Consider the following 23044-nt stretch of genomic DNA (forward strand, 5'->3'; position numbering starts at 1 on the left):
CTTGACGACCATAGAGCGTTGGAACCACCTGATCCCATCCCGAACTCAGCAGTGAAACGACGCATCGCCGATGGTAGTGTGGAGCTTCTCCATGTGAGAGTAGGTCATCGTCAAGCTTCTATCCCAAACCCCCGATACGCCCAGGCGTGTCGGGGGTTTGTCTTTGCGCGCGAGAAAATTAACCTATCGCGAGATACAACCAATAGCCCGTAGGCCAAGATGCTGAGCGAGATTAGGATGGCTGGGACAGCAATACAACAATAGCGGAGAAACCATGTCCCCCTCCCGCAAGCTCCTGGTGCTCTATACCGGCGGCACCATCGGCATGCAGATGACTGACGCCGGCCTTGCGCCTACATCTGGCTTCGAAGCCCGGCTTCAAGCCGAGCAAACGGCCCACCCCGAGCGCCTGGTTCCTGACTGGCTATTCCGCGAACTTTCCCCACCGCTGGACAGCGCCAACATGACGAAAGCCAATTGGCTGGCCATGCGCGATGCCATAGTCGAAGGGGTGGAGCGGGATGGCTGCGACTCTGTCCTCTTGCTGCATGGCACCGATACCCTTGCCTATAGCGCTGCTGCGCTGTCCTTCCTGCTGCTCGGCCTCCCCGTACCCGTTGTGCTGACCGGCGCCATGCAGCCGGCCGGCATTGAAGGCAGCGATGGGTGGCCCAATCTGTTCGGTGCCTTGGCCCTACTTCATGCAGGGATTGCCCCGGGCGTGCACCTGTACTTCAACGGCCTGCTTCTCAACGGCGCACGAGCCACCAAACAGAAGACCGATGCCTTCGACGCCTTCACTGACTCCCAGCGCCCGCGCCAGGGGCAGCGTATGGCCCGCATCCCGGCCGAGATCGATTACCAGCGGCCTCGCAAACCGGTTCGCCTGGCGGTCCAGCCGATATTTCCGGGGCTCGCGGCAGAGCAGCTCCGCGCCGTAATCGACAGTGGCGTCCAGGGCCTTCTGCTGGAGTGCTATGGCAGTGGCACCGGTCCTTCCGGCGATACGGACTTCCTGGCTGCCTTGAAGGAGGCACACGCTCGTGGCGTGGTGCTGGCCGCCATCAGCCAATGCCCGAGGGTGCCGTCGAATTCGGCGTCTATGCGGCTGGTGGCAAGCTGGCCGGTAGTGGTCTGGTGTCCTGCGGAGGCATGACTCGAGAAGCTGCGCTGGCGAAGCTGTTCAGCCTCATAGGGGCCGGTCTTTCACAGGCAGAGGTGGAGCGCTGGATGACGCAGGACTTCTGTGGAGAGATGGCGGGCTGAGTCCGCGCGGGGAAGACTGAGTCGGCACCAGAACCCGGGCTTGTCGTGAAGCCCAGGGTGGCTGCCGTTGGGGCTGGGCGAGATGCGCCAGCCCCGTTATCACAGCCCGTTGGGCAGGAACCTGGTCGCACCTGCCACGTCGTCGATCTTCTTGATGCGGAAGGCCTTGATGCAGGTTTCGTTACGGGTGTTGGGGTCAGGGCAGTACTGCTTGATGAAGTCGGCGAACACCATGTCCTGACCGTTAACGCTGAGAACGCGTTTGAAGTACTCGCCCTGGATACCCTGGGCCTGGCGGCTCGCGGTCATTTCCTGGTCAACCACCAGGCGCCCGTGGAGGTCCACCGCGGGGAATTGGGCTTGTGGGTCTTCCTTGGAGCAGGCAGTCAGCAGCAGCCCGGCTGCTACTAACGTGAACAGACGCAGCATGATTGATTCTCTCGAATGAAATCAGCCCCGGATACGGGGCTGATCGATAGGGCGAATTACTCGCCGAACAGGCTTTTGGACCGATTGACCTCGGCCTTGCCGGCATCTTCCAGCAGGGATTTGGTGCCGGAGGTCACGTTGCGCGCGGCGTCGGCTTCGGACTGGATCACATCGGTGCGGGCTGCGCTGTCGCGAAGCTCGGCGTCGATATAGTCGTTGGCGCGTGCCACCTTGGCTCGCTTGGCCTGCAATGCCAGACGACGCTCCTCCAGTTCAAGTGCACGCAACTCGTCCTCGTAGTTTTCTTCACGAGTACGTATGCGCTTTTCCTCGGCTGCCTGCGCCTGACGTTGTTCGGCGGCGCGTTGCGCTGCGGCGCGTTGCGCGGCTGCACGCTCTTTGCGAGCGGCTGCTTCGCGAGCTTCGGCACGTTCCTGCGCAAGGGCGGCCTGACGAATGCGCTCGGCTTCGGCATTGGCTTCCGCCCGCTTGGTCTGCTGCTCGATCTGATAGAGCTGGTCGAACTGCCCTGCCAGCACCGGGAGGGCGAAGAGGGTCAGGGCTGAACCCAGAACGATACGTTTCATGCTCCGGTACCTCAGCTCTTCTTGGGATCCGGGCAGCTTGCGTTTGGCTGGATGCGCGTTTCGTTGGAAACGGTCATGACCATCAGGGAGATTTCGCCGATCTGGAACTCACACGGACGGCCCACCTGGGCGGATGTGAAGATCTTGCCGTTCTCCGAGTAGCCGATCAGCACGCCGGGAACCAGCGAGGTGTCGTTGACCAGCGAACCGGCAGCGGCACCGGCTGCGCCGCCAGCAACGCCACCAACGATGGCGGTGTCACGGTTGTGCTGGTTGCCCAGCGCTGCGCCACCGATGGCGCCAAGAATGCCGCCGACCATCATGGCGGCCTTCTTGTTCTGCTCGTTGCTGACTTTGATCTTGGTGGGCGAAACCGTGAGGATCTTGACGGTCTTCGCCTCTTGCTGAGTATTGACCTGGCTGGCGTCGAACACATCGGCCTGGTACTGCTCTCCAGTGGCTTGGCAGCCGACGAGAATAGCGGCTATGGAGATAGCCAGACCATGTTTCAGCATCGTCATTTTTAACGTCCCTGGTTGTGAGAAAACGTGCGGAGCAATCCATAGCGGGTGCATCACAATGCCATCATTCTAAACGCAGCCTTTCCTATGGGTAAAGCGTTCAGGACTTACAAGGTTTTCTGATAGAGCGTACGGGAATAAGCGAATCTCCGCCCCTTTATCCGAGCAAGGTATTTTGCTGCTCCTTCGCATTCCGCTTTGCCAGAGACAAAACTTTCCTGGCTCGGCTGGGGCACGTGAACTTCGACTGGTGCCATTACACACATCGTCAACCACAAAAAGGCGCAGGCCATGACAGCCACGCCTTGGTAGTTTCTTTTGAGCTTGTCGAAGAGGCCGCCGCCCGGCGGTGATCAGGGCAACCGGGGGTGGTTGCCCATGTCCTTAAAAAGATGGGGCTCTGCCGAAGCGAAGGACCACTAGCCAGCCCTTTGAGGCGTCCTGCTGCGTCAATTCTTATCTGCAGCGGGAGAATAATTCCTGTGTTTCTGAATAGCAGCAATCTGAACTGGTGACCTTGTTCGGAATGTTGCTAAGCGTCTCGTTGGATTCTCGACTCGCCTAACCTGGCTGTGATGCTTCCTTGTAACGCAGGCATATAGCGCTTCTGATGTATGAATGAGATTTTCTCATGCATGAGTCATAAATATGGTTTGAAGTGGTTTTGCGGTCGCCAATAAATTCTGGCCCCACAACAACAATGTGAGGTTCCGCATCATGTCTCTGGCGTCCATGAAACTGACCGATACTCTCTCGACCGATCCCCGTAAAGCCTGCTGGAAGGAATACCGCGAGCGCGCCCTGACTGCCGGCCGCGCATTCGTCGAAGCGGTGGAAGCAGCCATTCCCGTCATCCGCGATGGTCGTTTCGAGTCGGAGGCCAACGGCCGTGTGTCCGACAGAACCGTTCAGGCGATGATTGTTCTTCGACTTCACTTATCTGGACAAGCGCTGCCGTGAGCAAACCACGCTGCCTGATACGCCGGCCAACCGAAAAAAACTGGAGAAAATCCTTGAGCGCATTGAGGCAGAAATCACGCTGGGAAGCTTCGACTATGCCACTTATTTTCCGCAAAGCAGCAGGGTGCAGGAGTTCGCAAGACTGCAGGCTGGTTGCGCGATACTGAAGACTCCAACGTTCAGGGACTTCGCCGAACGCTGGTTCGACGAAAAGCGTGTGGAGTGGCGCGACACACACACAACGACGGTACGTCAGACCCTCGATAAATACCTGCTACCAACATTCGGCAGGCAAGAGGTCAGCGCCATCACCAAGGCAGAAGTCCTGTCCTTCCGCTCGGCACTCGGCAAAGTTCCCGGGCTGAAGGGGCAAGCTCTGTCAGCGACGCGAATCAACCACATCATGACGCCATTGCGCATGATCCTTAGTGAGGCGGCTGACCGGTTCGAGTTTACTTCACCGTACCTCAACATCAAATCGCTGAAGGTTCCCAAGACCGATGTGGAGCCGTTCACCCTGGATGAAGTGCTGCAGATTCTCGGTGCCGTGCGCGAGGACTTTCGCAACTACTACACGGTGCGCTTCTTCACCGGGATGCGCACGGGAGAAGTCGACGGCCTACAGTGGAAATTCGTCGACTTTCAGAGGCGGCAAATCCTTATCCGCGAAACCTGGGTCGGTGGCCGGCTCGACTACACGAAGAATGACGGCTCGCAACGCGAAATCGAAATGTCTGGCCCGGTGTACAAGGCCCTGCTCGATCAGCAGAAGAAGACAGGGAGTGGTCAGTTCGTCTTCTGTTCTCGGGAAGGTACGCCTTTTTCGTACCGCAACATCAACAACAGGGTTTGGTTTCCGCTGCTGCGTCATCTGGGGCTGCGCCAGCGACGCCCTTACCAGACCCGCCATACGGCTGCGACCCTTTGGCTGGCTGCAGGCGAAAACCCGGAGTGGATTGCCCGGCAGATGGGCCACACAACTACAGAGATGCTGTTCCGCGTCTACTCGCGCTACGTGCCTAACTTGACCCGACGTGACGGAAGCGCCTTCGACAATCTGATCCAAGCCAATTTGAAGGCCTGAGGAGTACTCACATGAAATTGATCAAGCGCAGCAACGTCACGCACCTGCATCCGGCGATGGAAGCTCGTGAACACCAGTACTTGAAGCATTTGGCTTCTGCCATGAGCCACTACCTCGAGAGCCCCAACGGCAATGAGCTGGTCTGCATCCTTGGCTCCGGCTACGAGAAGAACAACCGTCAGGCTCTCGATACCTGGGTCGCCTATCACCGTAATGAGGTCTTCGAGAAACGGTTGGAGGGGCGCAGCCCGCTGGACTTCCTGATCGAAAAGCTGGAGAGCATGCTCAACAACTAAAGTAACGAAGGGGCCGAAAGGCCCCTTCTGCTTAGGTGCTTTCAGATGAGTTGGGAGTTGTGCCTGATTGTGGCTAATACACAATCTCTGCAAAGTAACCGGCATGCCATCTCACCGTGCGGCACGCTTTGGGCACAGAATTGGCACAGCCTGAAAAGCCGCCGCTAGATGACACTGAGGGCAGTGCTCATCGCAGCCTGAGAGCTGGCATCAAGAGAATTTTGCTGGAGGGCGCCGATTCAGCAGCGGAAGCGGCGAAGCCTTAGAAAAAGGCCATTGAATCAAGAGGATATGGCGCACCTGGCGGGATTCGAACCCACGACCCTTGCCTTCGGAGGGCAATACTCTATCCAGCTGAGCTACAGGTGCGTATGTGTTGCGGCGAACTATTTGACCACTAGCCTGCACCCTTCTCAACTCGATGATCACTGCCTTCGGAGGGCAGTACTCTATCCAGCTGAGCTACGGATGCTTATGGGGGCGCAATAATACCGATGTCAGAGCCTGGCGTCCATGCAGGTTCCCTTGTTCGTGATGTTGAACGATGGTCCAGCATCCGGTCACCCTTGATCAGGATTTCGACAAACAGTATCGACTTTTTGTTGATTTTATCGAACGGGCTATTGCCCTCAGGTTTTCGTCACCCTACGATTCCGTTTGAGATTTCAAACGCCCCTCCGCCCCACCATAAGCCGGGCCGTTCCAATCACTCCGTCCTGGCCAATTCCGCATTGGCTGAAGAACAACAACCTGCCCCGGCCCCGTGTAGCGCCGGTGTGAAGGAGACAGAGATGCAATTGAAAGACGCCAAGCTGTTCCGCCAGCAAGCCTATATCGACGGCACCTGGCTGGACGCCGACAGTGGCCAGACCATCAAGGTCAACAACCCGGCTACTGGCGAAATCATCGGCACCGTGCCGAAGATGGGCACCGCCGAGACTCGCCGCGCCATCGAGGCTGCCGAGCGTGCTCTGCCGGCCTGGCGTGCGCTGACCGCCAAGGAACGCGCCAACCGTCTGCGTCGCTGGTTCGAGCTGATGATGGAGAACCAGGACGACCTCGGCCGCCTGATGACCATCGAACAGGGCAAGCCGCTGGCCGAAGCCAAGGGCGAGATCGCCTACGCCGCTTCCTTCATCGAGTGGTTCGCTGAGGAAGCCAAGCGTGTCTACGGTGACGTGATTCCCGGCCACCAGCCGGACAAGCGCCTGATCGTGATCAAGCAGCCCATCGGCGTGACCGCTGCGATCACCCCGTGGAACTTCCCCTCCGCGATGATCACCCGCAAGGCCGGCCCGGCCCTGGCCGCCGGTTGCACCATGGTGATCAAGCCCGCTTCCCAGACCCCGTTCTCCGCCCTGGCCCTGGTCGAACTGGCCGAGCGCGCCGGCATCCCGAAAGGCGTGCTGAGCGTGGTGACCGGCAGCGCTGGCGAAGTTGGCGGCGAGCTGACCAGCAACCCGATCGTGCGCAAGCTGTCCTTCACCGGTTCCACCGAGATCGGTCGCCAGCTGATGGCCGAATGCGCCAAGGACATCAAGAAGGTGTCCCTGGAGCTGGGCGGCAACGCTCCGTTCATCGTCTTCGATGACGCCGACCTGGACGCCGCCGTAGAAGGTGCGCTGATCTCCAAGTACCGCAACAACGGTCAGACCTGCGTCTGCGCCAACCGCCTGTACGTGCAGGACGGCATCTACGACGCCTTCGCCGAGAAGCTGAAGGCCGCCGTGGCCAAGCTGAAGATCGGCAACGGCCTGGAAGATGGCACCACCACCGGCCCGCTGATCGACGAGAAGGCGGTGGCCAAGGTCCAGGAGCACATCGCCGACGCGGTTGCCAAGGGCGCCAAAGTGGCCGCTGGCGGCAAGCCGCACAGCCTGGGTGGCACCTTCTTCGAGCCGACCATCCTGGTCGACGTACCGAAGGACGCCGCCGTGGCCAAGGAAGAAACCTTCGGTCCGCTGGCGCCGCTGTTCCGCTTCAAGGACGAGGCCGACGTCATCGCCATGGCCAACGACACCGAGTTCGGCCTGGCTTCCTATTTCTACGCCCGTGACCTGGGCCGCGTGTTCCGCGTGGCCGAGGCGCTGGAGTACGGCATGGTGGGTATCAACACCGGCCTGATCTCCAACGAAGTGGCGCCCTTCGGCGGCGTCAAGGCCTCTGGCCTGGGTCGCGAAGGTTCCAAATACGGTATCGAGGACTACCTGGAGATCAAGTATCTCTGCCTCGGCGGTATCTGATCCAAAGACGGGGCAAGGCGCGAAAGAGCGCGCGGCGCCCCAGCTCCACCCCTGAAGAAGCGAGCCTCCGGCAAGCCTTCGCAGTCGATCATCGTATGCTGCGACGGCCCCTACCGGAGGCATTCATCCTTGAGACTGAGCCGCCCGATGAGCGGCCGTGAGGAACTTATGAGCAAGAACGAATCCCTGCTGAAACGCCGTGCTGCAGCTGTTGCCCGCGGTGTTGGCCAGATCCACCCGATCGTCGCCGAGCGCGCCGAGAACGCCACCGTCTGGGACGTCGACGGTCGTGAGTACATCGACTTCGCCGGCGGTATCGCCGTACTGAACACCGGTCACCTGCATCCGAAAGTGGTCGCGGCCGTTCAGGAGCAGCTGACCAAGCTGTCCCACACCTGCTTCCAGGTCCTGGCCTACGAGCCCTACATCGAGCTCTGCGAAGAGATCGCCAAGCGCGTACCGGGTGACTTCGCCAAGAAGACCCTGCTGGTGACCTCCGGTTCCGAAGCCGTCGAGAACGCCGTGAAGATCGCCCGTGCCGCCACCGGCCGCAGCGGCGTTATCGCCTTCACCGGCGCCTACCACGGCCGCACCATGATGACCCTGTCCCTGACCGGCAAGGTGGTTCCGTACTCCGCCGGCATGGGCCTGATGCCGGGTGGCGTGTTCCGTGCCCTGGCTCCGTGCGAACTGCACGGCATCAGCGAAGACGACTCCATCGCCAGCATCGAGCGCATCTTCAAGAACGACGCCCAGCCGCAAGACATCGCCGCCATCATCATCGAGCCGGTTCAGGGCGAGGGTGGCTTCTACGTCAACTCCAAGCCCTTCATGCAGCGCCTGCGCGCCCTGTGCGACCAGCACGGCATCCTGCTGATCGCCGACGAAGTACAGACCGGCGCTGGCCGTACCGGCACCTTCTTCGCCACCGAGCAACTGGGCGTTGTGCCTGACCTGACCACCTTCGCCAAATCCGTTGGCGGCGGCTTCCCGATCTCCGGCGTATGCGGCAAGGCCGAAATCATGGACAGCATCGCTCCCGGCGGCCTGGGCGGCACCTATGCCGGCAGCCCGATCGCCTGCGCCGCGGCGCTGGCCGTGCTGAAGGTGTTCGACGAAGAGAAACTGCTGGAGCGCAGCCAGGCCGTGGGCGAGCGCCTGAAGGCCGGCCTGCGTGAAATCGCCGCCAAGCACAAGGTCATCGGCGACGTCCGTGGCCTGGGTTCGATGGTCGCCATCGAGCTGTTCGAAGACGGCGACGAAAGCAAGCCGGCTGCCGAACTGGTGGGCAAGGTCGTGGCCAAGGCTCGCGAGAAGGGCCTGATCCTGCTGTCTTGCGGCACCTACTACAACGTCATCCGCTTCCTGATGCCGGTCACCATTCCCGACGCACAACTGGACAAGGGTATCGCCATTGTCGCCGAGTGCTTCGACGAACTGGCCTGATTCCCCAGGTAGTGAAAAGAGACCCGCTTCGGCGGGTCTTTTTATTTGCGCCTGTGTGAGCGAATTCATTCGCGATTGAAATCGCCCACAGGGCGGGGGGCTTTTGTAGTTGGGTTGGGCGGTGCGCCGCGAGCCTGCGAAACCCAACGCAGCGGACTTGCCCGGCGGTGTTGGGCCTCGTTCCTCGGAGCAACCTACGGAACTGCGTGCCAGCCGACGCTTCCCCGGCCGCGCAGACGTTCGCGGATGGATTCGGGCGATTGAAATGGCCGACATGACGCTAGAGTTATCCACATGCCCCCGCCTGGAGATGCCCGTCATGGCTCAGTATCAATCGTCGCGCGCTGCCCTGGCCGGACTCTGCGCCCTGCTGATAAGCGCCCCCGCCCTTGGCGACCCTCTAGCCGCCGCCAGCCGAGCCTACCTGCTGGAAGACAGCCACTTCCTGCGTGACGCCGCCTTCGAGCGCATCCAGCAGATCCGCTTTTCCTTTCGCGAACCGCCGCTGGAAGAGGGGCAGACGCCGGCCTGGGTGCGTGCCTTCAGCAGCCGGGGTTCGGCAGACGCGGACCACCGTGCGCCGCGCCGCGAGCGGGATATCGGCGGCGGGCTGCTGGGCAGCGAATTCATGCTGGGCAAGTGGCTGGTGGGCGGGATGAGCGGCTATTCGGCGAGCTCGGTGGAAGTGGCGGGCGAGGACGCGGATATCCAAAGCCTGCACCTCGGCGCCTACGCCGGTACCAAGATCTACAACCAGATCGGCGTGAAGCTGGGGGCGGCCTGGAGCGGCCATGACGGCGACCGGCGCGCGGCCGACGGGGACAGCGGCCAGGTATTCGGCGAGCTCAGCTATTCCCTGGATTTCCGCGACTTCAGCGTCGAGGGTTTCAGCGAACTGGCCTATGCGCGGCTGGATAGCGATGCCCTTGGCGCCCAGGACAGCCAGCGCGATGAGATCGGCTACAGCACCTTCGGCCTGCGCGGCACCACGCGCATCGAGCGGGCTTCGGGGCGGCGCCTGACGGCACGCATCAGTTCCGGCTGGCGGCATGCCTTCAGCGATAGCCGGCTGGAAGATGAGAGCGGCGCCGCCGTGGCGCTGACCCGGGACGCGTTCCGCCTCGACATGGGCCTGGACTACCAGCTCGGCGAAGCGCTCTACGCTGGCCTGTTCTACAACGGCACCTACGCCGAGGACGCGCGGGACAATGGGATGACGGCGCGGCTGAGCCTGCGCTTCTGAGCAGTCGCAGGGGGAAGCTGCACCACCCTTTCAATTCGCCGCCGCAGTTGCAGGACTACAGCTTGCCCTGGGCTGCGCGCTTGAGCCGTTCGGGGTCGAGGATTTCGATCTCCCCGTAGGTCAGGCGCACGGCACCCTGGGTTTCCAGGTCCTTGAGGATCTGGTTGGTGGTCTGGCGGGAGATCGACAGCATCAGCGCCAGCTGCTCTTGGGCGAGGTGGATCGAACGCCGGCGCACCGCCAGGCCGCCATAACCCTCGGCGATCATCAGTAGCCGCCGCGCCAGGCGCTGGGGTGCCGGCAGCAGGCTCATTTCCTCCAGGGCGATGAACGCCAGGCGCAGCTTCTGGCTCATCAGCAGGGCGAGCTCGCGCCAGTGCGAAGGTTGCCGTTCGAGCAGGGCCAGCAGCGGCGCCTGGGGCAGATGGAGCAGGGTCGCCTGGCCCTCGGCGAAGGCATCGTGGGTCCGCGGCTGGCCGTCGAACAGGGAGATTTCGCCGAACCAGTGGGGCGGCTCCACCAGCACCAACAAAGCCTCCTTGCCGCTCTCGCTGATGCTGCCGACGCGAACCGCTCCCTCTAGCACCGCATAGAGCCCACAGGGCGGATCGCCCCGGCGGAACAGGCGCTGGCCGGGTTCCAGCCGGCGCAGCTGGGCCATGGCCAGGAGTTCGTCCTGCAGGGCGGCGGGCAACAGGCTGAACCATTGGCCGGTCAGCAGGAGGTCGCGATGGTGCTTGAATTCGATCATGGGCTTTGTCGGCTAGCTGACAGAGGTTGCCAGGGGTATGACGCCATTATCGGCGCAACAGCGTGCAAACCTGAGGACACAACAATGAAAACCCTCGTCGACCAACTTGGCCAGTACGCCGAGTACCACCGCGACCGCCGCAACATCGCCACCCATTTCGTCGGCATTCCGCTGATCGTCGTCGCCGTCGCCGTGCTGCTGTCCCGTCCGGGCACCGCAGCCTTTGGCCTCTGGCTGTCGCCGGCGGCGCTGGTCAGCCTGGCTTCCGCGCTCTATTACTTCCGCCTCGACCTGCGCTACGGCCTGGTCATGGCCGTGCTGCTCGCCATCAGCCTGTGGATCGGCGCCGCCTTCGCCGTGCAGGGCACCGCCACCTGGCTCGGCGTCGGACTGGGGTTGTTCGTGGTGGGCTGGATCATCCAGTTCATCGGCCACTACTTCGAGGGCCGCAAGCCGGCCTTCGTCGATGACCTCACCGGGCTGATCATCGGGCCGCTGTTCGTGGTGGCCGAACTGGGCTTCCTGCTGGGGCTGCGCAAGGACGTCGAGCGCGCCGTGGAGAAACACGCCGGCCCGACCTGCATTCGGGAGAAGAAGGCGGCGGTTTGAGCTGACGATTCACCGTTCGAGCGGCACGGATGGCGCCCTCTCCCGCTGGGAGAGGGCGCCGTCGCGTTGGGCTTCGCTGTGCTCAGCCCGGGCAGGGCTCAGAAGCCCGCCGCCTTCTGCCAGGCCTTGGGCTTGAAGAACAGCGTTTCGCCGCGCACCAGGCCGACCAGGCTGTCGTGGTCCTTCACCACTTCGGCTTCGATCAGTTCGTCCTGGCCGTCCACCTTCAGGGTCACCCGGGTGATGGCGCCCAGGGGGCGGATGTCGCGGACTTCGGCGGCGCGGTGTTCGGCCACTTCGGAGCGCGACAGCGAGACCTCGTGGGGACGGAACAGCACATGCTGGTCATCGCCCAGGTGCAGGCGGTTGGAGTCGCCGAGGAAGTGGTAGACGAAGTCGCTCGCCGGGTTCTCATAGACCTCACCCGGCGCGCCGATCTGCTCGATCACGCCCTTGTTCATCACCACGATGCGGTCGGCCACTTCCATGGCTTCTTCCTGGTCGTGGGTGACGAACACCGAGGTCAGGTTGATCTCTTCGTGCAGGCGCGCCAGCCAGCGGCGCAGTTCCTTGCGCACCTTGGCGTCGAGGGCGCCGAAGGGCTCGTCCAGCAGCAGTATCTTCGGCTCCACCGCCAGGGCGCGGGCCAGGGCGATGCGCTGGCGCTGGCCACCGGAAAGCTGCTCCGGATAGCGGTCGGCGAGCCAGTCAAGCTGCACCATGTTCAGCAGCTCATGGACCTTCTCGGCAATCTGCTTCTCGCTCGGGCGCTCGCGCTTGGGCTTCATGCGCAGGCCGAAGGCGACGTTGTCGAACACCGTCATGTGGCGGAACAGGGCGTAGTGCTGGAACACGAAGCCGACGTTGCGGTCACGCACGTCGTGCTGGGAGACGTCCTCGCCGTGGAACACGATGCTGCCCGCGTCCGGGGTTTCCAGACCGGCGATGATCCGCAGCAGGGTGGTCTTGCCGCAGCCGGACGGGCCCAGCAGCGCCACCAGTTCGCCGCTCTGGATATCCAGGTTGATCTCGTTGAGCGCCTTGAAGGCGTTGAAGTTCTTGCTGACGTTGCGGATTTCAATGCTCACGGTGGTTACTCCTCATCAGCATTCGACTTGAGACGGGACAGGCGCGACTCGCTCCACTGCTTGAGCAGAAGGATGCACAGGGCGAGCACCAGCAGCAGGCTGGCGACGCTGAAGGCGGCGACGTGGTTGTACTCGTTGTAGAGGATCTCGACATGCAGCGGCAGGGTGTTGGTGACGCCACGGATGTGGCCGGACACCACCGACACCGCGCCGAACTCGCCCATGGCCCGCGCGGTGCAGAGCACCACGCCGTAGATCAGGCCCCATTTGATGTTCGGCAGGGTCACGTGCCAGAACATCTGCCAGCCGTTGGCGCCGAGCAGGCGTGCGGCTTCTTCCTCCTGGGTGCCCTGTTCCTGCATCAGCGGGATCAGTTCGCGGGCGACGAAGGGGAAGGTGACGAAGATGGTCGCCAGGACGATGCCGGGCACGGCGAAGACGATCTGGATGTCACGGTCCTGCAGCCACTCGCCGAAGTAGCCCTGGGCGCCGAACAGCAGCACGTAGATCAGACCGGCGATCACCGGCGACACGGAGAACGGCAGGTCGATCAGGGTCACCAGCAGGCTCTTGCCGCGAAACTCGTACTTGCTCACGCACCAGGCGGCGGCCACGCCGAACACCAGGTTGAGCGGCACCGAGATGAACACGGCGATCAGGGTCAGCTTCAGCGCGGCGAGGGCGTCCGGCTCGAAGATGGCATCGAAGAAGGTGCCCAGGCCCTGCTTCAGCGCCTCGCTCAGAACCACCAGCAGCGGCAGCAGGAGGAACAGGGCGAAGGCCAGCCAGGCGGCGGCGATCAGGACGCGGCGGCCCAGTGCGCTGCCACGGCGGGCGGCGTTGGCGGAGGACGCGGCGGTCAGGCTTGCATTGCTCATGGCGCTCTCCTCACGGGGTCTCGATGCGGCGTTGCAGCAGGTTGATCATCAGCAGCAGGACGAAGGCGACGACCAGCATCAGCACGCCGATGGCGGTGGCGCCGGCGTAGTCGTACTGGTCCAGCTTGACCATGATCAGCAGCGGCAGGATTTCGGTCTTCATCGGCATGTTGCCGGCAATGAAGATCACCGAACCGTACTCGCCCACGCCACGGGCGAAGGCGAGGGCGAAGCCGGTCAGCCAGGCTGGCAACAGGGCCGGCAGCAGCACATGGCGGAAGATCTGAAGCGGCCTGGCGCCAAGGCACGCGGCGGCTTCTTCCACCTCGCGGGGGATATCGGCCAGCACAGGCTGCACCGTCCGCACCACGAAGGGCAGGGTGACGAAGGTCAGCGCCAGGGTGATGCCCAGCGGGGTGTAGGCGATCTTGAAACCGAGGTCGGTGGCGAACTGGCCCACCAGGCCGGCGGGCGCATAAAGCGCAGTGAGGGCGATACCGGCGACCGCGGTGGGCAGCGCGAAGGGCAGGTCGACCATGGCGTCGATGACCTTGCGGCCGAAGAAGTCGTAACGCACCAGCACCCAGGCTAGCAGGGTGCCAATGATGCCGTTGATCACGGCGGCGGCCAGGGCGGTGCCGAAGCTGAGCTTGAGGGCGGCGATCACGCGGGGGGCGCTGATGATGCCCCAGAACTGCACCCAGGTCAGTTCTGTCGTCTTGAGGAACAGGGCACCCAGGGGGATCAGGACCAGCAGGCTGAGATACACCAGGGTGTATCCCAGGGTCAGCCCGAAGCCGGGTATGACCGGGGAGATGCGTCGCGACATGTTCTGTCCTTACTCTGCGTTGGAACGCTTGGTTTTCCGGAAACGGCCCCGTCGAGCCGCTTCCAGCAAACAGGCCCGATCCAAGGATCAGGCCTGGTTTTCGCTCCCTCCGTGGAGCTCATCAAGCTGTAGGGTGGAAGTCGCTTCTTGCTTCCACCATCGGCCCCGCGCGGAGGCCGATGGTGGATGGGTGAAGCGTGATCCACCCTACTTGGCTCGATCCGGCGCTTACTGCGCCTGGTAGATCTGGTCGAAGATGCCTCCGTCGTTGAAGAACTTGGGTTGGGCTTCCTTCCAGCCGTTGAAGTCCTTGTCCACGGTCACCAGTTCCAGTTTCGGGAACTGCTGGGCGAACTCGGCTGCAACCTTCTCATTACGCGGGCGGTAGAAGTTCTTCGCCGCGATGCGTTGGCCTTCCTCGCTGTACAGGTACTGCAGGTAGGCCTCGGCAACCTTGCGGGTGCCTTTCTTGTCGACGTTCTTGTCGACCACCGATACCGGCGGTTCGGCCAGGATCGACAGGCTCGGCGCAACGATTTCGAAATTCTCGCCACCCTGTTCCTTCAGGGCCAGGAAGGCTTCGTTTTCCCAGGCCAGCAGCACGTCGCCGATCTGGTTGTTGACGAAGGTGATGGTCGAGCCACGGGCCCCGGTGTCCAGAACCGGTACGTGCTTGAACAGTTCCTTCACGTATTCCTGTGCCTTGGCGTCGCTACCGTATTGCTTCTTGGCCCAGGCCCAGGCGGCCAGGAAGTTCCAGCGGGCGCCGCCGGAAGTCTTCGGGTTCGGGGTGATGACTTCCACACCTTCGCGGGTCAGGTCGCCCCAGTCCTTGATGCCCTTGGGGTTGCCCTTGCGCACCAGGAACACGATGGTCGAGGTGTAGGGGGTGCTGTTCTCCGGCAGGCGCGCCTGCCAGTTTTCCGGGATCAGCTTGCCGAGCTTCTGCAGCTCGTCGATGTCGCCGGCCAGTGCCAGGGTCACCACGTCGGCCTTCAGGCCGTCGATCACGGCGCGGGCCTGCTTGCCGGAGCCACCGTGAGACTGCTGGACCTTCACATCCTCGCCACCTTCGGCCTTCCAGTGCTTGGCGAAGGCGGCATTGTATTCCTGATAGAGCTCGCGGGTCGGGTCGTAGGACACGTTGAGCAGTTCGGTGGCGGCGGCAGCCGGGCCGGCGATCAGGGCGCTGGCGAGGGCGGCGAGGGCGAAGCGGCGAATCGACATTTTCAAGCTCCTGGAAACTGGAATTCTTTTTGTGTGCTGGCTGTTGTGTGTGTGTCGAAACGCCCTCCGGCTGTCCGGTCGGGCCTCGAGCTGGCTGCGCGTCGGTCAGGCTGCGTTAAACGCTCCTCGCCTGCCTGCGGCTTACCCGGCTCAATTAAATTCAGTGGTTACGCTGGTTGGGTTGCTGCAGGCGGAATTTTTCCTTGCGTTCGATCTGCACCACCTGGCCGTTGTGCACGGTGATCTCCACCGAGCCGAAACGCAGGCCATGCAGGGCAGCCTGGATTTCGCGCAGGATGCTGGCTTCGTCCTGGCCTTCCACGCTACGAAGGGTTGCGCTCATGATCGTGCTCCTTGAATTGGGGCCCGCGGCAAGGGACAGGTAGGGTTCCGCGTGGCGTGGAGCGAATCTTAAGCAGGCGCCAATATTCTTAAAAATACTATTTAAGAATTTTTATATAACCAGAATTCAGTATGGTTCAGGCGGGCAGATCGGCCCGCCCTTGGCGGCGGGCCGGGGGGCTTACGCAGCTGCCCAGAGGCGCTCGACTTCGTTCGCCGGCAGGGGGCGGCTGAACAGGTAGCCCTGCCCGTAATCGCAGCCCAATGCGCGGAGGAATCCGGCCTGGGCGTCGTCCTCGATGCCCTCGGCCAGCACGCAGAGGCCCAGGCTGTGGCTCAGGGCGGTGATCGCACTGGCGATGGCGATATCGTTCTGATCGTGCGGCAGGCCGCGCACGAAACTCTGGTCGATCTTCAGCTTGTGCACCGGCAGGCGCTTGAGGCGCTGGAGCGAGGAATAGCCGGTGCCGAAGTCGTCAATGGCCAGGCGCACGCCCAGGTCGCGCAGGCGGGTCAGCAGGGCCTCGGCGGTGTCCGGGTCTTCCATCACGGCGCTTTCGGTGATTTCCAGTTCCAGGTACTTCGGGTCCAGGCCGGTGGCGGCCAGCACGCGCGCCACTTCGCCATCCAGTTCGGCACGGCGGAACAGCCGGCAGGACAGGTTCACCGCAACGAAGGACAGCGCGTGGCCCTGCTCCAGCCAGTGCTGCATCTGCCGGCAGGCCTGCTCCAGCACCCAGGTATCGATGTTGCCGATCAAGCCGCTTTCCTCGGCTACCGGCAGGAACTCGCCAGGCGGAACCAAGCCGCGCACGGGGTGCTCCCAGCGCACCAGCGCCTCGAAACCGATCAGGTGGCCGTCGGCCAGGGACTGGATGGGCTGGTAGTGAACCCGCAGCTGGTCGCATTCCAGCGCCTGGCGCAGGGCGCTGACCAGTTCGATGCGCTGGCGCGCCTGCTCGGTCAACTCCTGGCTGTAGAAGGCATAGGAATCGCGGCCCGAGCTCTTGGCCTTGAACAGCGCCGAGTCGGCGTTGCGCATCACCTGCTCGACGTTGGCGTCGTCATCCGGGAACAGGCTGATGCCGAGGCTGGTGCTGATGAACAGGTCATGGTCGCCCAGGCGGAAGGGCGTCGACAGATTGGTGCGGATGCGCTCGGCCAGTTCCGCCGCCTGGTTGGCCTGGGGGCAGTTGTCCCAGAGCAGGCCGAACTCATCGCCGCCCAGGCGGGCCAGGGTCATGCCGCCTTCCAGCAGGCCCTGCAAGCGCACGCCGACCATCTTCAGCAGCTGGTCGCCCTGGGAGTGGCCGAGGCTTTCGTTGATGTGCTTGAAGTGGTCCAGGTCCAGCAGCAGTACCGCGCCGCGCTGTTTCTCGCGGCGGGTGCGCTCCAGCACCTGCTCGACGCGTTCGGTGAACAGCAGCCGGTTGGGCAGGTTGGTCAGCGGGTCGTGGTGGGCGAGGAAATCCAGCTCATGCTGGGAGCGCTTGATCGCGCTGATGTCGGAGAACACCGCCACGTAATGGGTGAGCTGGCCGTCGCCGTCGTGGATGGCGCGGATGTTCTGCCACAGCGGGTAGATCTCGCCGTTCTTGCGCCGGTTCCAGATTTCGCCGCTCCACTCCCGGCGGTTTTCCAGCGCATTCCACATCGCCTGGTAGAACGGCTGGGTGTGGCGCCCGGAGCTGAAAATGTGCGGATTCTTGCCGAGCACCTCGGCTTCCTCGTAACCGGTGATGCGGGCGAAGGCGCGGTTGACGTGGACGATACGGCTTTGGGCATCGGTGACCAGCACGCCTTCCTGGGTGCTGTCGAAGACCGCGGCAGCCTGGCGCAGGCTGCTCTCGTGGGCCCGGCGGGCGATCAGGTAGCCCTTCAGGTGGCGCAGCTGCAGGTAGGCCAGGATGAACAGCAGCGCACTGGTGACCGCCACGAAGAGCAGCCCCTTGGCGGTCTGCAGCTTGGCCAGCAGTTTGGAGTCATCTACCAGGGTAAGCAGGAAGCTGTCGCTGAACAGCACCCAGAGGCTGGCGAGAATGGCGTAGGGGAGCGCCAGCTTCAGGGCGCTGAATATGGAACGCATGGGGTGCGGCCTTCCTGGGGCACACGTGGGGGTGCGCATTATAGAAGCAACCGACGATCGGCGGGACTTCTATCTAAAAGACAGGATGGTTTTCTCCGGGCGCTTTGTGATAATCCAAACCAGGTTTGTCCTGCAAACCCCGATCACTTCACCCGAGGCAACACCATCCATGTGGTACAACGGATTCCTTGACCTGTCGCTGTGGCAACTGGTGGCGGTCACCCTGGTGCTGACCCATATCACCATCGTCAGCGTCACCGTCTATCTGCACCGTTATTCGGCGCACCGTTCGCTGGAGCTCCATCCGGCGCTCAAGCATTTCTTCCGCTTCTGGCTGTGGATGACCACCGCCATGAACACCCGCGAGTGGACCGCCATCCATCGCAAGCACCATGCCAAGTGCGAAACCGCCGACGATCCCCACAGCCCGGTGGTCAAGGGCCTGTGGACCGTCCTGCGCAAGGGCGCCGAGCTCTACCAGATCGAGGCGAAAAACGAGGAAACCCTGCGCATCTATGGCAAGAACTGCCCGGATGACTGGATGGAGCGCAACGTCTACGGCCGCTACCCCATCGGCGGCGTGGTGCTGATGGCGCTGATCGACCTGGCGCTGTTCGGCGCTGCCGGCATCACCATCTGGGCCGTGCAGATGGCCTGGATTCCCGTCTGGGCCGCCGGCGTTATCAATGGCCTGGGCCATGCTGTCGGCTACCGCAACTTCGAATGCCGCGACGCCGCCACCAACCTGGTGCCCTGGGGCATCCTCATCGGCGGCGAAGAGCTGCACAACAACCATCACACCTACCCGAACTCCGCCAAGCTCTCGGTGAAGAAGTGGGAGTTCGACATGGGCTGGGCCTGGATCAAGCTGTTCAGTGTCTTCGGCCTGGCCAAGGTGCAGCGCGTGGCGCCCATCGCTCATCGCGTCGAAGGCAAGGGCAGCATGGACATGGACACCGCCATGGCCATCCTCAACAACCGCTTCCAGATCATGGCCCAGTACCGCAAGCTGGTGATCGGCCCTCTGGTGAAGCAGGAGCTGGCCAAGGCCGACGAGTCGGTCCGCCACCTGTTCCGCCGCGCCAAGCGCCTGCTCTCCCGCGAGACCAGCCTGCTCGACGAAGGCCACCAGGCGCGCATCGCCGCCATGCTGGAGCAGAGCCAGGCCCTCAAGGTGATCTACGAGAAGCGCCTGGCGCTGCAGCAGATCTGGGTCAAGACCAGCGCCAATGGCCACGAAATGCTCGAAGCCATGAAACAGTGGGTGCACGAGGCCGAGGCCAGTGGCATCCAGTCCCTGCGCGACTTCGCCGAACAGCTGAAGACCTACTCCCTGCGTCCGGCCGCCGCCTGACGACAGAAGCGCCTACAAGAAGGCCGGCAGAGATGCCGGCCTTCTTGCTTTCCGGCTTTTGCCTTTTCTGTGGAGGCATTGCAGGCCGAACCTGCGGTCCGGTTGGCGAACGACTTCACCCCCACAAGGCGGGGCGGGCTTTTCCTGGGGGGGGCGATTTCAATCGCCAGGCGCAGCTGCCACACAAGGCTCCCCACCGCATTATCTGCAGGCGAAAAAAAGGCCGCTCATCATGAGCGGCCCGAACAGGACGTCGATTAAGGAGCTGTCACGCATCAACGTCAGGAGCTGGAGTACGGGGAAGGGCGGGGATCAGCTGTCGCGACGGGTTTCGGACTGCTTCTGCTGATCGGCGCCTTGCTTGGCGATGGCCTCCTGGTGCGCGGCTTCAGCGCGCTGCTCGGCCAGAGCTGCATTGCGCGCAACAAAGGTGCCGGATTCTTCGGCCAGGCTCAGTTGCGAGAAAAACAGGGAAAATACAGAGAAAACGGCAGCAAAAATCACATTACGTTGGAGCCTCTTGGATGGTTTCTTGCGAAACATGGCGCCATCTTAGGGAGGCCCCGGCGGGGGAAAAATAGCGGTTTTAGTGAAGAACTATTTCTCGCGACGCAACAATTTGGAATTGATGGCCCAGTGCTTCGGGTCTTCCATCAGGCGCTCGTCCTGGGTCAGCAGCGGGGGCAGCTCCGCCTTGAGGAACTCCACCCAGGTCTTGATCTTGGCGTCGAGGAAACGCCGCGACGGGTAGATCGCGTAGATGTTGCGCTCGCGCAGGCGGTATTCCGGCAGCAGCCGCAGCAGCTTGCCCTCGCGCATGGGCGGGCAGGCAACGAAGGAGGGCAGCAGGCAGATGCCCATGCCGGCCTGGGCGGCCTTGGCCAGGGACTCGGCGACGTTCACCTGGAAGCTTTCGGCGGGCAGCACATTGAATTCGCCCTGCTCGCTGTTGAATATCCAGCTGTCCTCGTAGAGCGGGTCGAGCAGGCGCAGGTAGCGGTGCTGCTGCAGGTCCGCCGGGGCGGTGGGGACGCCGTGCTTCTTCAGGTAGCCGGGGGCGGCGCAGAGCACGCTGAACATCGGCCCCAGCAGCTGGGCCACCATCTGCGAGTCGGGCAGTTCGCGGGCGAAGGTGATGATGACGTCATGGCCGTCTTCCAGCAGATCCGGGGTTCGCTGGGACAGGGTCAGCTCCACCACCACCTCCGGATACAGCTCGGAATAGCGCGCCACCAGCGGGGTGAGGTGCTGCAGGCCGAGGCCGGTCATAGTGTGTACCCGCAGGCGGCCGTGGGGCTTGAGGTGGGCGCCGCGCGCCTCGGCGGCGGCTTCGTCTACTTCGCCGATGATCTGCCGGCAGCGCTGCAGGTAGCGTTCGCCCACTTCGGTCAGCGCCAGGCGGCGGGTGGTGCGGTGCAGCAGGCGGGCCTCGAGCTGCTGCTCCAGTTCCGACACCAGGCGTGACACCTGGGCGGTGGACAGGTCCAGGGCCTGGGCAGCGGCGGTGAAGCTGCCGGTGTCTATCACCCGAACGAAAACCCGCATGCTGTGGAGCGTGTCCATTGTTACTCCTCATGTAAGGCAGCTTCTCGCAATCGCGAGATTATCCACGATTCGGGGATAAATATACTGGCTCCCCAGAGCGGCGAAGGCCGAAGTCTTGCCGTTCCCGTCTTCCCACCCGCCTTTGCGGCGGGCCCCTTCGAGGTACGCATGACTCCGGATCAAAGATTCACCCGTCGGGTCCAGGCGGCCATCGTCCTGTTCGTCCTGCTGTTCGCCTACTTCCTGGCGGCGGACCTGTGGATGCCCATCACGCCCCAGGCGCAACTGACCCGCCCGGTGCTGCGCATCGCCCCACGGGTGGACGGCCAGGTCCTGGAGGTCGCCGTCGCCAACAACCAGCACGTCGAGGCCGGCCAGCTGTTGTTCCGCCTCGACCCGGAACCCTTCCGCCTCGCCGTGAGCGCCGCTCTGCTGGCGCTGGAGCAGGCCGCGCAGGACAACCGCCAGCTCGACGCCGCCATTGCCGCGGCCCGTGCCGACCAGGCCGCCGCCCAGGCCGCGGCCACCGAACTGCAGCGCGAGGCCGCGCGCCTTGGCCGCCTGGTGCAGAGCCAGCACGTGTCGCGTCAGCTCTTCGAACAGACCGAAGCCCGGCGCCAGGCCGCCCAGGCCAAACTGGCCGCCGCCAGTGCGCGGATTCGCGAGCTGCTGGCCCAGCGCGGCGCCAACGGTGACGACAACCTGCGCCTGCGCCAGGCCCGCAACGCCCTGGAGCAGGCTCGCCTGCAACTCCAGTACAGCGAAGTGCGCGCTGAACGCGCCGGTACCCTGAGCAACCTGCAGCTGTCCCCCGGTGCCTTCCTGCATGCCGGCAACCCGGTGGCCGCCCTGGTGGCGGACGATGCCGACATCAGCGCCGACTTCCGCGAGAAGGCCCTGCGCTACGTGCGCCTGGACGACGGCGCCTCGGTGGTGTTCGACGCCCTGCCCGGGCATATCTTCTCCGCCCGGGTCAGCGCCATCGACGCCGGCGTGAAGGAAGGCCAGCTCGATGCCAACGGCGACCTTGCCGCCCCGGCGATCTCCGACCGCTGGGTGCGCGACGCCCAGCGCCAGCGCCTGCACGTCAGCCTCACCGAAGAGCTGCCCCGCGCGCTGCCCAGCGGTGCCAAGGCGACGGTCCAGCTCTATCCGCACGACTCGCACCTGGCCGACTTCTTCGGCCGCCTGCAGATCGCCGTGATCAGCATCCTGCACTACGTGTACTGATGAGCCGCAGGACAGCCCTCACGGAAAACGATCTCAGGCAATGCCTGCGGCTGGCCGGCGGCGGCACCCTCGGGCTGTTCATCTGCAAGCTGATGGGCTGGGACAACGGTTCGTTCTTCTGCGTCTACCCGATGCTGCTGCTCGGCCTCACCCCCAGCATCAACGCCCATGTCGTCCGCCAGTTCCTCCTGCAATCGGTGGTGGTCAGCGTCGAGGTGTTGCTGATCTACGGCCTGTTCGGCGACCGACCGCAGCTGATGGTGCCGCTGACCTTCCTGGCGTTCTTCTGGCGCTTCCGCCTGATGGCTCAGGGGCCGCTGCTCATGTTCGGCGCCATGGGCAGCGTGTTCCTTTCCATCCAGCTGCATTTCGCCAGCTACCCGGACACCCACCTCTACGACCTGGTCACCAGCAACCTGGTGGCCTCCGGCCTGACGGTGCTGATCGCCTGGCTGATGTTCTACCTGTTCCCCGACGTCGAGCCGCGTCCGTTCCGGCAGATGCCGGCCAAGGACCTGCCCAGCCAGCGCCACGAAGCGGTGCTCGGCGCCACCATCGCCACCCTGTCGTTCATGGTGTTCCAGAGCTTCGACCTGCGTGATTCGCTGTCGGCCCAGGTGGCGTCCATCCTGGTGCTGTTCCCCATGCACTGGCACGGCATCCGCTTCGCCGGACGCATCCGCGCCCTGGGCACCCTGCTGGGCTGCACCATCGGCCTGGTGCTGCAACTGGTGCTCTACAGCCACTATGACGTGCTGCCGCTGGTCACCCTGATGTACTGGATCGCGGCCTTCTACTGCGCCCGCATCCACGTTCTGGAAGGCACCCAGGGCGTCGGTTTCGGCGCGTTGACCACCCTGGCCATCGTCTTCGGCCAGTACCTCACACCGCAGCACGACGTGGTCTATTCCATCGCGTACCGCTTGAGTTCGGTGTGCGTGGCGGTGTTCCTCACCCTGGTGGCGGTGTTCGTCATGCATCGCCTGCTCAACCGCTTCGCCGCCTTCCGTCATGCCAGCCATGCCTGACC

At 63.4% G+C, this 23044-nt stretch carries 22 protein-coding genes, 1 tRNA gene, 1 rRNA gene and 1 pseudogene; 12 read left to right on the top strand and 13 right to left on the bottom strand.

Annotation, left to right across the window (positions count from 1 at the left end; genetic code table 11):
* Together rrf and ACFW0B_RS23785 are read left to right on the top strand one after the other, a co-directional pair.
* A 5S ribosomal RNA gene (gene rrf / locus ACFW0B_RS23780) occupies positions 1 to 116 on the top strand.
* A 158-nt stretch (positions 117 to 274) separates the two neighbouring features.
* Positions 275 to 1266, top strand: a pseudogene (locus tag ACFW0B_RS23785) (asparaginase).
* A gap of 99 nt (positions 1267 to 1365) precedes the next feature.
* Here ACFW0B_RS23785 and ACFW0B_RS23790 read toward each other — a convergent pair.
* The 3 genes from ACFW0B_RS23790 to ACFW0B_RS23800 are packed head-to-tail and all read right to left on the bottom strand — an operon-like array spanning position 1366 to position 2803.
* Positions 1366 to 1695 carry a hypothetical protein gene (locus ACFW0B_RS23790; protein ID WP_449151432.1) on the bottom strand — a complete coding sequence of 110 codons (330 nt, stop codon included), beginning with the start codon at positions 1693 to 1695 and terminating at the stop codon, positions 1366 to 1368.
* Between the two features lie 56 nt (positions 1696 to 1751).
* The gene (locus ACFW0B_RS23795; RefSeq protein ID WP_449151433.1) at positions 1752 to 2282 is read right to left on the bottom strand and encodes a DUF5384 family protein; all 531 of its coding nucleotides are present in this window, start codon (positions 2280 to 2282) and stop codon (positions 1752 to 1754) included.
* An 11-nt stretch (positions 2283 to 2293) separates the two neighbouring features.
* Positions 2294 to 2803 carry a hypothetical protein gene (locus ACFW0B_RS23800; protein ID WP_449151434.1) on the bottom strand — a complete coding sequence of 170 codons (510 nt, stop codon included), beginning with the start codon at positions 2801 to 2803 and terminating at the stop codon, positions 2294 to 2296.
* A gap of 732 nt (positions 2804 to 3535) precedes the next feature.
* Here ACFW0B_RS23800 and ACFW0B_RS23805 point away from each other — a divergent pair.
* Genes ACFW0B_RS23805 through ACFW0B_RS23815 form a run of 3 tightly spaced genes read left to right on the top strand, consistent with a single transcriptional unit; the run spans position 3536 to position 5143 of the window.
* Entirely contained in the window at positions 3536 to 3763 is a 228-nt protein-coding gene (locus ACFW0B_RS23805) for a hypothetical protein (RefSeq protein WP_449151435.1), read from the top strand.
* Positions 3723 to 4847, top strand: a complete 1125-nt coding sequence (locus ACFW0B_RS23810; protein ID WP_449151436.1) for an Arm DNA-binding domain-containing protein — start codon at positions 3723 to 3725, stop codon at positions 4845 to 4847. Before ACFW0B_RS23805 ends, ACFW0B_RS23810 begins: the two co-directional genes overlap by 41 nt.
* A gap of 11 nt (positions 4848 to 4858) precedes the next feature.
* Positions 4859 to 5143: a hypothetical protein gene (locus ACFW0B_RS23815; RefSeq protein ID WP_003294188.1), complete on the top strand. Its 285-nt coding sequence runs from the start codon at positions 4859 to 4861 to the stop codon at positions 5141 to 5143.
* A gap of 292 nt (positions 5144 to 5435) precedes the next feature.
* Here ACFW0B_RS23815 and ACFW0B_RS23820 read toward each other — a convergent pair.
* Positions 5436 to 5512 (bottom strand) — tRNA-Arg (locus ACFW0B_RS23820).
* Positions 5513 to 5934: 422 nt separating this feature from the next.
* On the opposite strand from ACFW0B_RS23820, the gene gabD reads away from it, so the two are divergent.
* The 3 genes from gabD to ACFW0B_RS23835 all read left to right on the top strand — a co-directional run bounded on the left by gabD (position 5935) and on the right by ACFW0B_RS23835 (position 10075).
* Positions 5935 to 7386 (top strand): NADP-dependent succinate-semialdehyde dehydrogenase, encoded by a 1452-nt coding sequence (gene gabD / locus ACFW0B_RS23825; protein WP_449151437.1) that lies wholly within the window; start codon positions 5935 to 5937, stop codon positions 7384 to 7386.
* Positions 7387 to 7554: 168 nt separating this feature from the next.
* The gene (gabT, locus tag ACFW0B_RS23830; RefSeq protein ID WP_449151438.1) at positions 7555 to 8832 is read left to right on the top strand and encodes a 4-aminobutyrate--2-oxoglutarate transaminase; all 1278 of its coding nucleotides are present in this window, start codon (positions 7555 to 7557) and stop codon (positions 8830 to 8832) included.
* A gap of 319 nt (positions 8833 to 9151) precedes the next feature.
* The gene (locus ACFW0B_RS23835) at positions 9152 to 10075 is read left to right on the top strand and encodes an autotransporter outer membrane beta-barrel domain-containing protein (protein ID WP_449151439.1); all 924 of its coding nucleotides are present in this window, start codon (positions 9152 to 9154) and stop codon (positions 10073 to 10075) included.
* A gap of 55 nt (positions 10076 to 10130) precedes the next feature.
* On the opposite strand, the gene ACFW0B_RS23840 is transcribed toward ACFW0B_RS23835, so the two are convergent.
* The gene (locus ACFW0B_RS23840; RefSeq protein WP_449151440.1) at positions 10131 to 10826 is read right to left on the bottom strand and encodes a Crp/Fnr family transcriptional regulator; all 696 of its coding nucleotides are present in this window, start codon (positions 10824 to 10826) and stop codon (positions 10131 to 10133) included.
* 84 nt (positions 10827 to 10910) lie between these two features.
* Between ACFW0B_RS23840 and ACFW0B_RS23845 the strand changes: the two genes are divergently transcribed.
* A complete protein-coding gene (locus ACFW0B_RS23845) occupies positions 10911 to 11435 on the top strand; it encodes an Mpo1 family 2-hydroxy fatty acid dioxygenase (protein WP_449151441.1) in 525 nt (174 codons plus the stop codon).
* 98 nt (positions 11436 to 11533) lie between these two features.
* On the opposite strand, the gene ACFW0B_RS23850 is transcribed toward ACFW0B_RS23845, so the two are convergent.
* The 6 genes from ACFW0B_RS23850 to dibA all read right to left on the bottom strand — a co-directional run bounded on the left by ACFW0B_RS23850 (position 11534) and on the right by dibA (position 17885).
* Positions 11534 to 12523, bottom strand: a complete 990-nt coding sequence (locus ACFW0B_RS23850; RefSeq protein ID WP_449151442.1) for a sulfate/molybdate ABC transporter ATP-binding protein — start codon at positions 12521 to 12523, stop codon at positions 11534 to 11536.
* Positions 12524 to 12528: 5 nt separating this feature from the next.
* Positions 12529 to 13401 carry a sulfate ABC transporter permease subunit CysW gene (gene cysW, locus ACFW0B_RS23855; RefSeq protein ID WP_449151443.1) on the bottom strand — a complete coding sequence of 291 codons (873 nt, stop codon included), beginning with the start codon at positions 13399 to 13401 and terminating at the stop codon, positions 12529 to 12531.
* 10 nt (positions 13402 to 13411) lie between these two features.
* Positions 13412 to 14230, bottom strand: coding sequence for a sulfate ABC transporter permease subunit CysT (gene cysT / locus ACFW0B_RS23860; RefSeq protein ID WP_449151444.1), 819 nt, complete (start codon positions 14228 to 14230; stop codon positions 13412 to 13414).
* A 228-nt stretch (positions 14231 to 14458) separates the two neighbouring features.
* Positions 14459 to 15457, bottom strand: coding sequence for a sulfate ABC transporter substrate-binding protein (locus tag ACFW0B_RS23865; protein ID WP_449151445.1), 999 nt, complete (start codon positions 15455 to 15457; stop codon positions 14459 to 14461).
* Positions 15458 to 15617: 160 nt separating this feature from the next.
* Positions 15618 to 15800 carry a sulfur starvation response protein OscA gene (oscA, locus tag ACFW0B_RS23870; RefSeq protein ID WP_151131208.1) on the bottom strand — a complete coding sequence of 61 codons (183 nt, stop codon included), beginning with the start codon at positions 15798 to 15800 and terminating at the stop codon, positions 15618 to 15620.
* A 180-nt stretch (positions 15801 to 15980) separates the two neighbouring features.
* Entirely contained in the window at positions 15981 to 17885 is a 1905-nt protein-coding gene (dibA, locus tag ACFW0B_RS23875; protein WP_449151446.1) for a phosphodiesterase DibA, read from the bottom strand.
* 169 nt (positions 17886 to 18054) lie between these two features.
* On the opposite strand from dibA, the gene desA reads away from it, so the two are divergent.
* The gene (gene desA / locus ACFW0B_RS23880) at positions 18055 to 19239 is read left to right on the top strand and encodes a delta-9 fatty acid desaturase DesA (protein WP_449151447.1); all 1185 of its coding nucleotides are present in this window, start codon (positions 18055 to 18057) and stop codon (positions 19237 to 19239) included.
* A 312-nt stretch (positions 19240 to 19551) separates the two neighbouring features.
* Here the strand turns inward: desA and ACFW0B_RS23885 are convergent, their stop codons facing one another.
* Positions 19552 to 19782 (bottom strand): hypothetical protein, encoded by a 231-nt coding sequence (locus ACFW0B_RS23885; RefSeq protein ID WP_449151448.1) that lies wholly within the window; start codon positions 19780 to 19782, stop codon positions 19552 to 19554.
* Between the two features lie 54 nt (positions 19783 to 19836).
* Positions 19837 to 20802, bottom strand: coding sequence for a LysR family transcriptional regulator (locus tag ACFW0B_RS23890; protein ID WP_449151449.1), 966 nt, complete (start codon positions 20800 to 20802; stop codon positions 19837 to 19839).
* A 150-nt stretch (positions 20803 to 20952) separates the two neighbouring features.
* On the opposite strand from ACFW0B_RS23890, the gene ACFW0B_RS23895 reads away from it, so the two are divergent.
* Entirely contained in the window at positions 20953 to 22014 is a 1062-nt protein-coding gene (locus tag ACFW0B_RS23895) for an HlyD family secretion protein (RefSeq protein WP_449151450.1), read from the top strand.
* Positions 22014 to 23042 (top strand): DUF2955 domain-containing protein, encoded by a 1029-nt coding sequence (locus ACFW0B_RS23900; protein WP_449151451.1) that lies wholly within the window; start codon positions 22014 to 22016, stop codon positions 23040 to 23042. Before ACFW0B_RS23895 ends, ACFW0B_RS23900 begins: the two co-directional genes overlap by 1 nt.
* The last annotated feature ends 2 nt before the right edge of the window (positions 23043 to 23044 follow it).

Source organism: Metapseudomonas phytobenefica, assembly GCF_043392685.1.
Lineage (GTDB): Bacteria > Pseudomonadota > Gammaproteobacteria > Pseudomonadales > Pseudomonadaceae > Metapseudomonas.

Coding starts and splice junctions, on each gene's coding strand:
- ACFW0B_RS23790 (WP_449151432.1), bottom strand. CDS start 1,695: ATGCTGCGTCTGTTCACGTTAGTAGCAGCCGGGCTGCTGCTGACTGCC.
- ACFW0B_RS23795 (WP_449151433.1), bottom strand. CDS start 2,282: ATGAAACGTATCGTTCTGGGTTCAGCCCTGACCCTCTTCGCCCTCCCG.
- ACFW0B_RS23800 (WP_449151434.1), bottom strand. CDS start 2,803: ATGACGATGCTGAAACATGGTCTGGCTATCTCCATAGCCGCTATTCTC.
- ACFW0B_RS23805 (WP_449151435.1), top strand. CDS start 3,536: ATGAAACTGACCGATACTCTCTCGACCGATCCCCGTAAAGCCTGCTGG.
- ACFW0B_RS23815 (WP_003294188.1), top strand. CDS start 4,859: ATGAAATTGATCAAGCGCAGCAACGTCACGCACCTGCATCCGGCGATG.
- gabD (WP_449151437.1), top strand. CDS start 5,935: ATGCAATTGAAAGACGCCAAGCTGTTCCGCCAGCAAGCCTATATCGAC.
- gabT (WP_449151438.1), top strand. CDS start 7,555: ATGAGCAAGAACGAATCCCTGCTGAAACGCCGTGCTGCAGCTGTTGCC.
- ACFW0B_RS23835 (WP_449151439.1), top strand. CDS start 9,152: ATGGCTCAGTATCAATCGTCGCGCGCTGCCCTGGCCGGACTCTGCGCC.
- ACFW0B_RS23840 (WP_449151440.1), bottom strand. CDS start 10,826: ATGATCGAATTCAAGCACCATCGCGACCTCCTGCTGACCGGCCAATGG.
- ACFW0B_RS23845 (WP_449151441.1), top strand. CDS start 10,911: ATGAAAACCCTCGTCGACCAACTTGGCCAGTACGCCGAGTACCACCGC.
- cysW (WP_449151443.1), bottom strand. CDS start 13,401: ATGAGCAATGCAAGCCTGACCGCCGCGTCCTCCGCCAACGCCGCCCGC.
- cysT (WP_449151444.1), bottom strand. CDS start 14,230: ATGTCGCGACGCATCTCCCCGGTCATACCCGGCTTCGGGCTGACCCTG.
- ACFW0B_RS23865 (WP_449151445.1), bottom strand. CDS start 15,457: ATGTCGATTCGCCGCTTCGCCCTCGCCGCCCTCGCCAGCGCCCTGATC.
- oscA (WP_151131208.1), bottom strand. CDS start 15,800: ATGAGCGCAACCCTTCGTAGCGTGGAAGGCCAGGACGAAGCCAGCATC.
- dibA (WP_449151446.1), bottom strand. CDS start 17,885: ATGCGTTCCATATTCAGCGCCCTGAAGCTGGCGCTCCCCTACGCCATT.
- desA (WP_449151447.1), top strand. CDS start 18,055: ATGTGGTACAACGGATTCCTTGACCTGTCGCTGTGGCAACTGGTGGCG.
- ACFW0B_RS23885 (WP_449151448.1), bottom strand. CDS start 19,782: ATGTTTCGCAAGAAACCATCCAAGAGGCTCCAACGTAATGTGATTTTT.
- ACFW0B_RS23890 (WP_449151449.1), bottom strand. CDS start 20,802: ATGGACACGCTCCACAGCATGCGGGTTTTCGTTCGGGTGATAGACACC.
- ACFW0B_RS23895 (WP_449151450.1), top strand. CDS start 20,953: ATGACTCCGGATCAAAGATTCACCCGTCGGGTCCAGGCGGCCATCGTC.
- ACFW0B_RS23900 (WP_449151451.1), top strand. CDS start 22,014: ATGAGCCGCAGGACAGCCCTCACGGAAAACGATCTCAGGCAATGCCTG.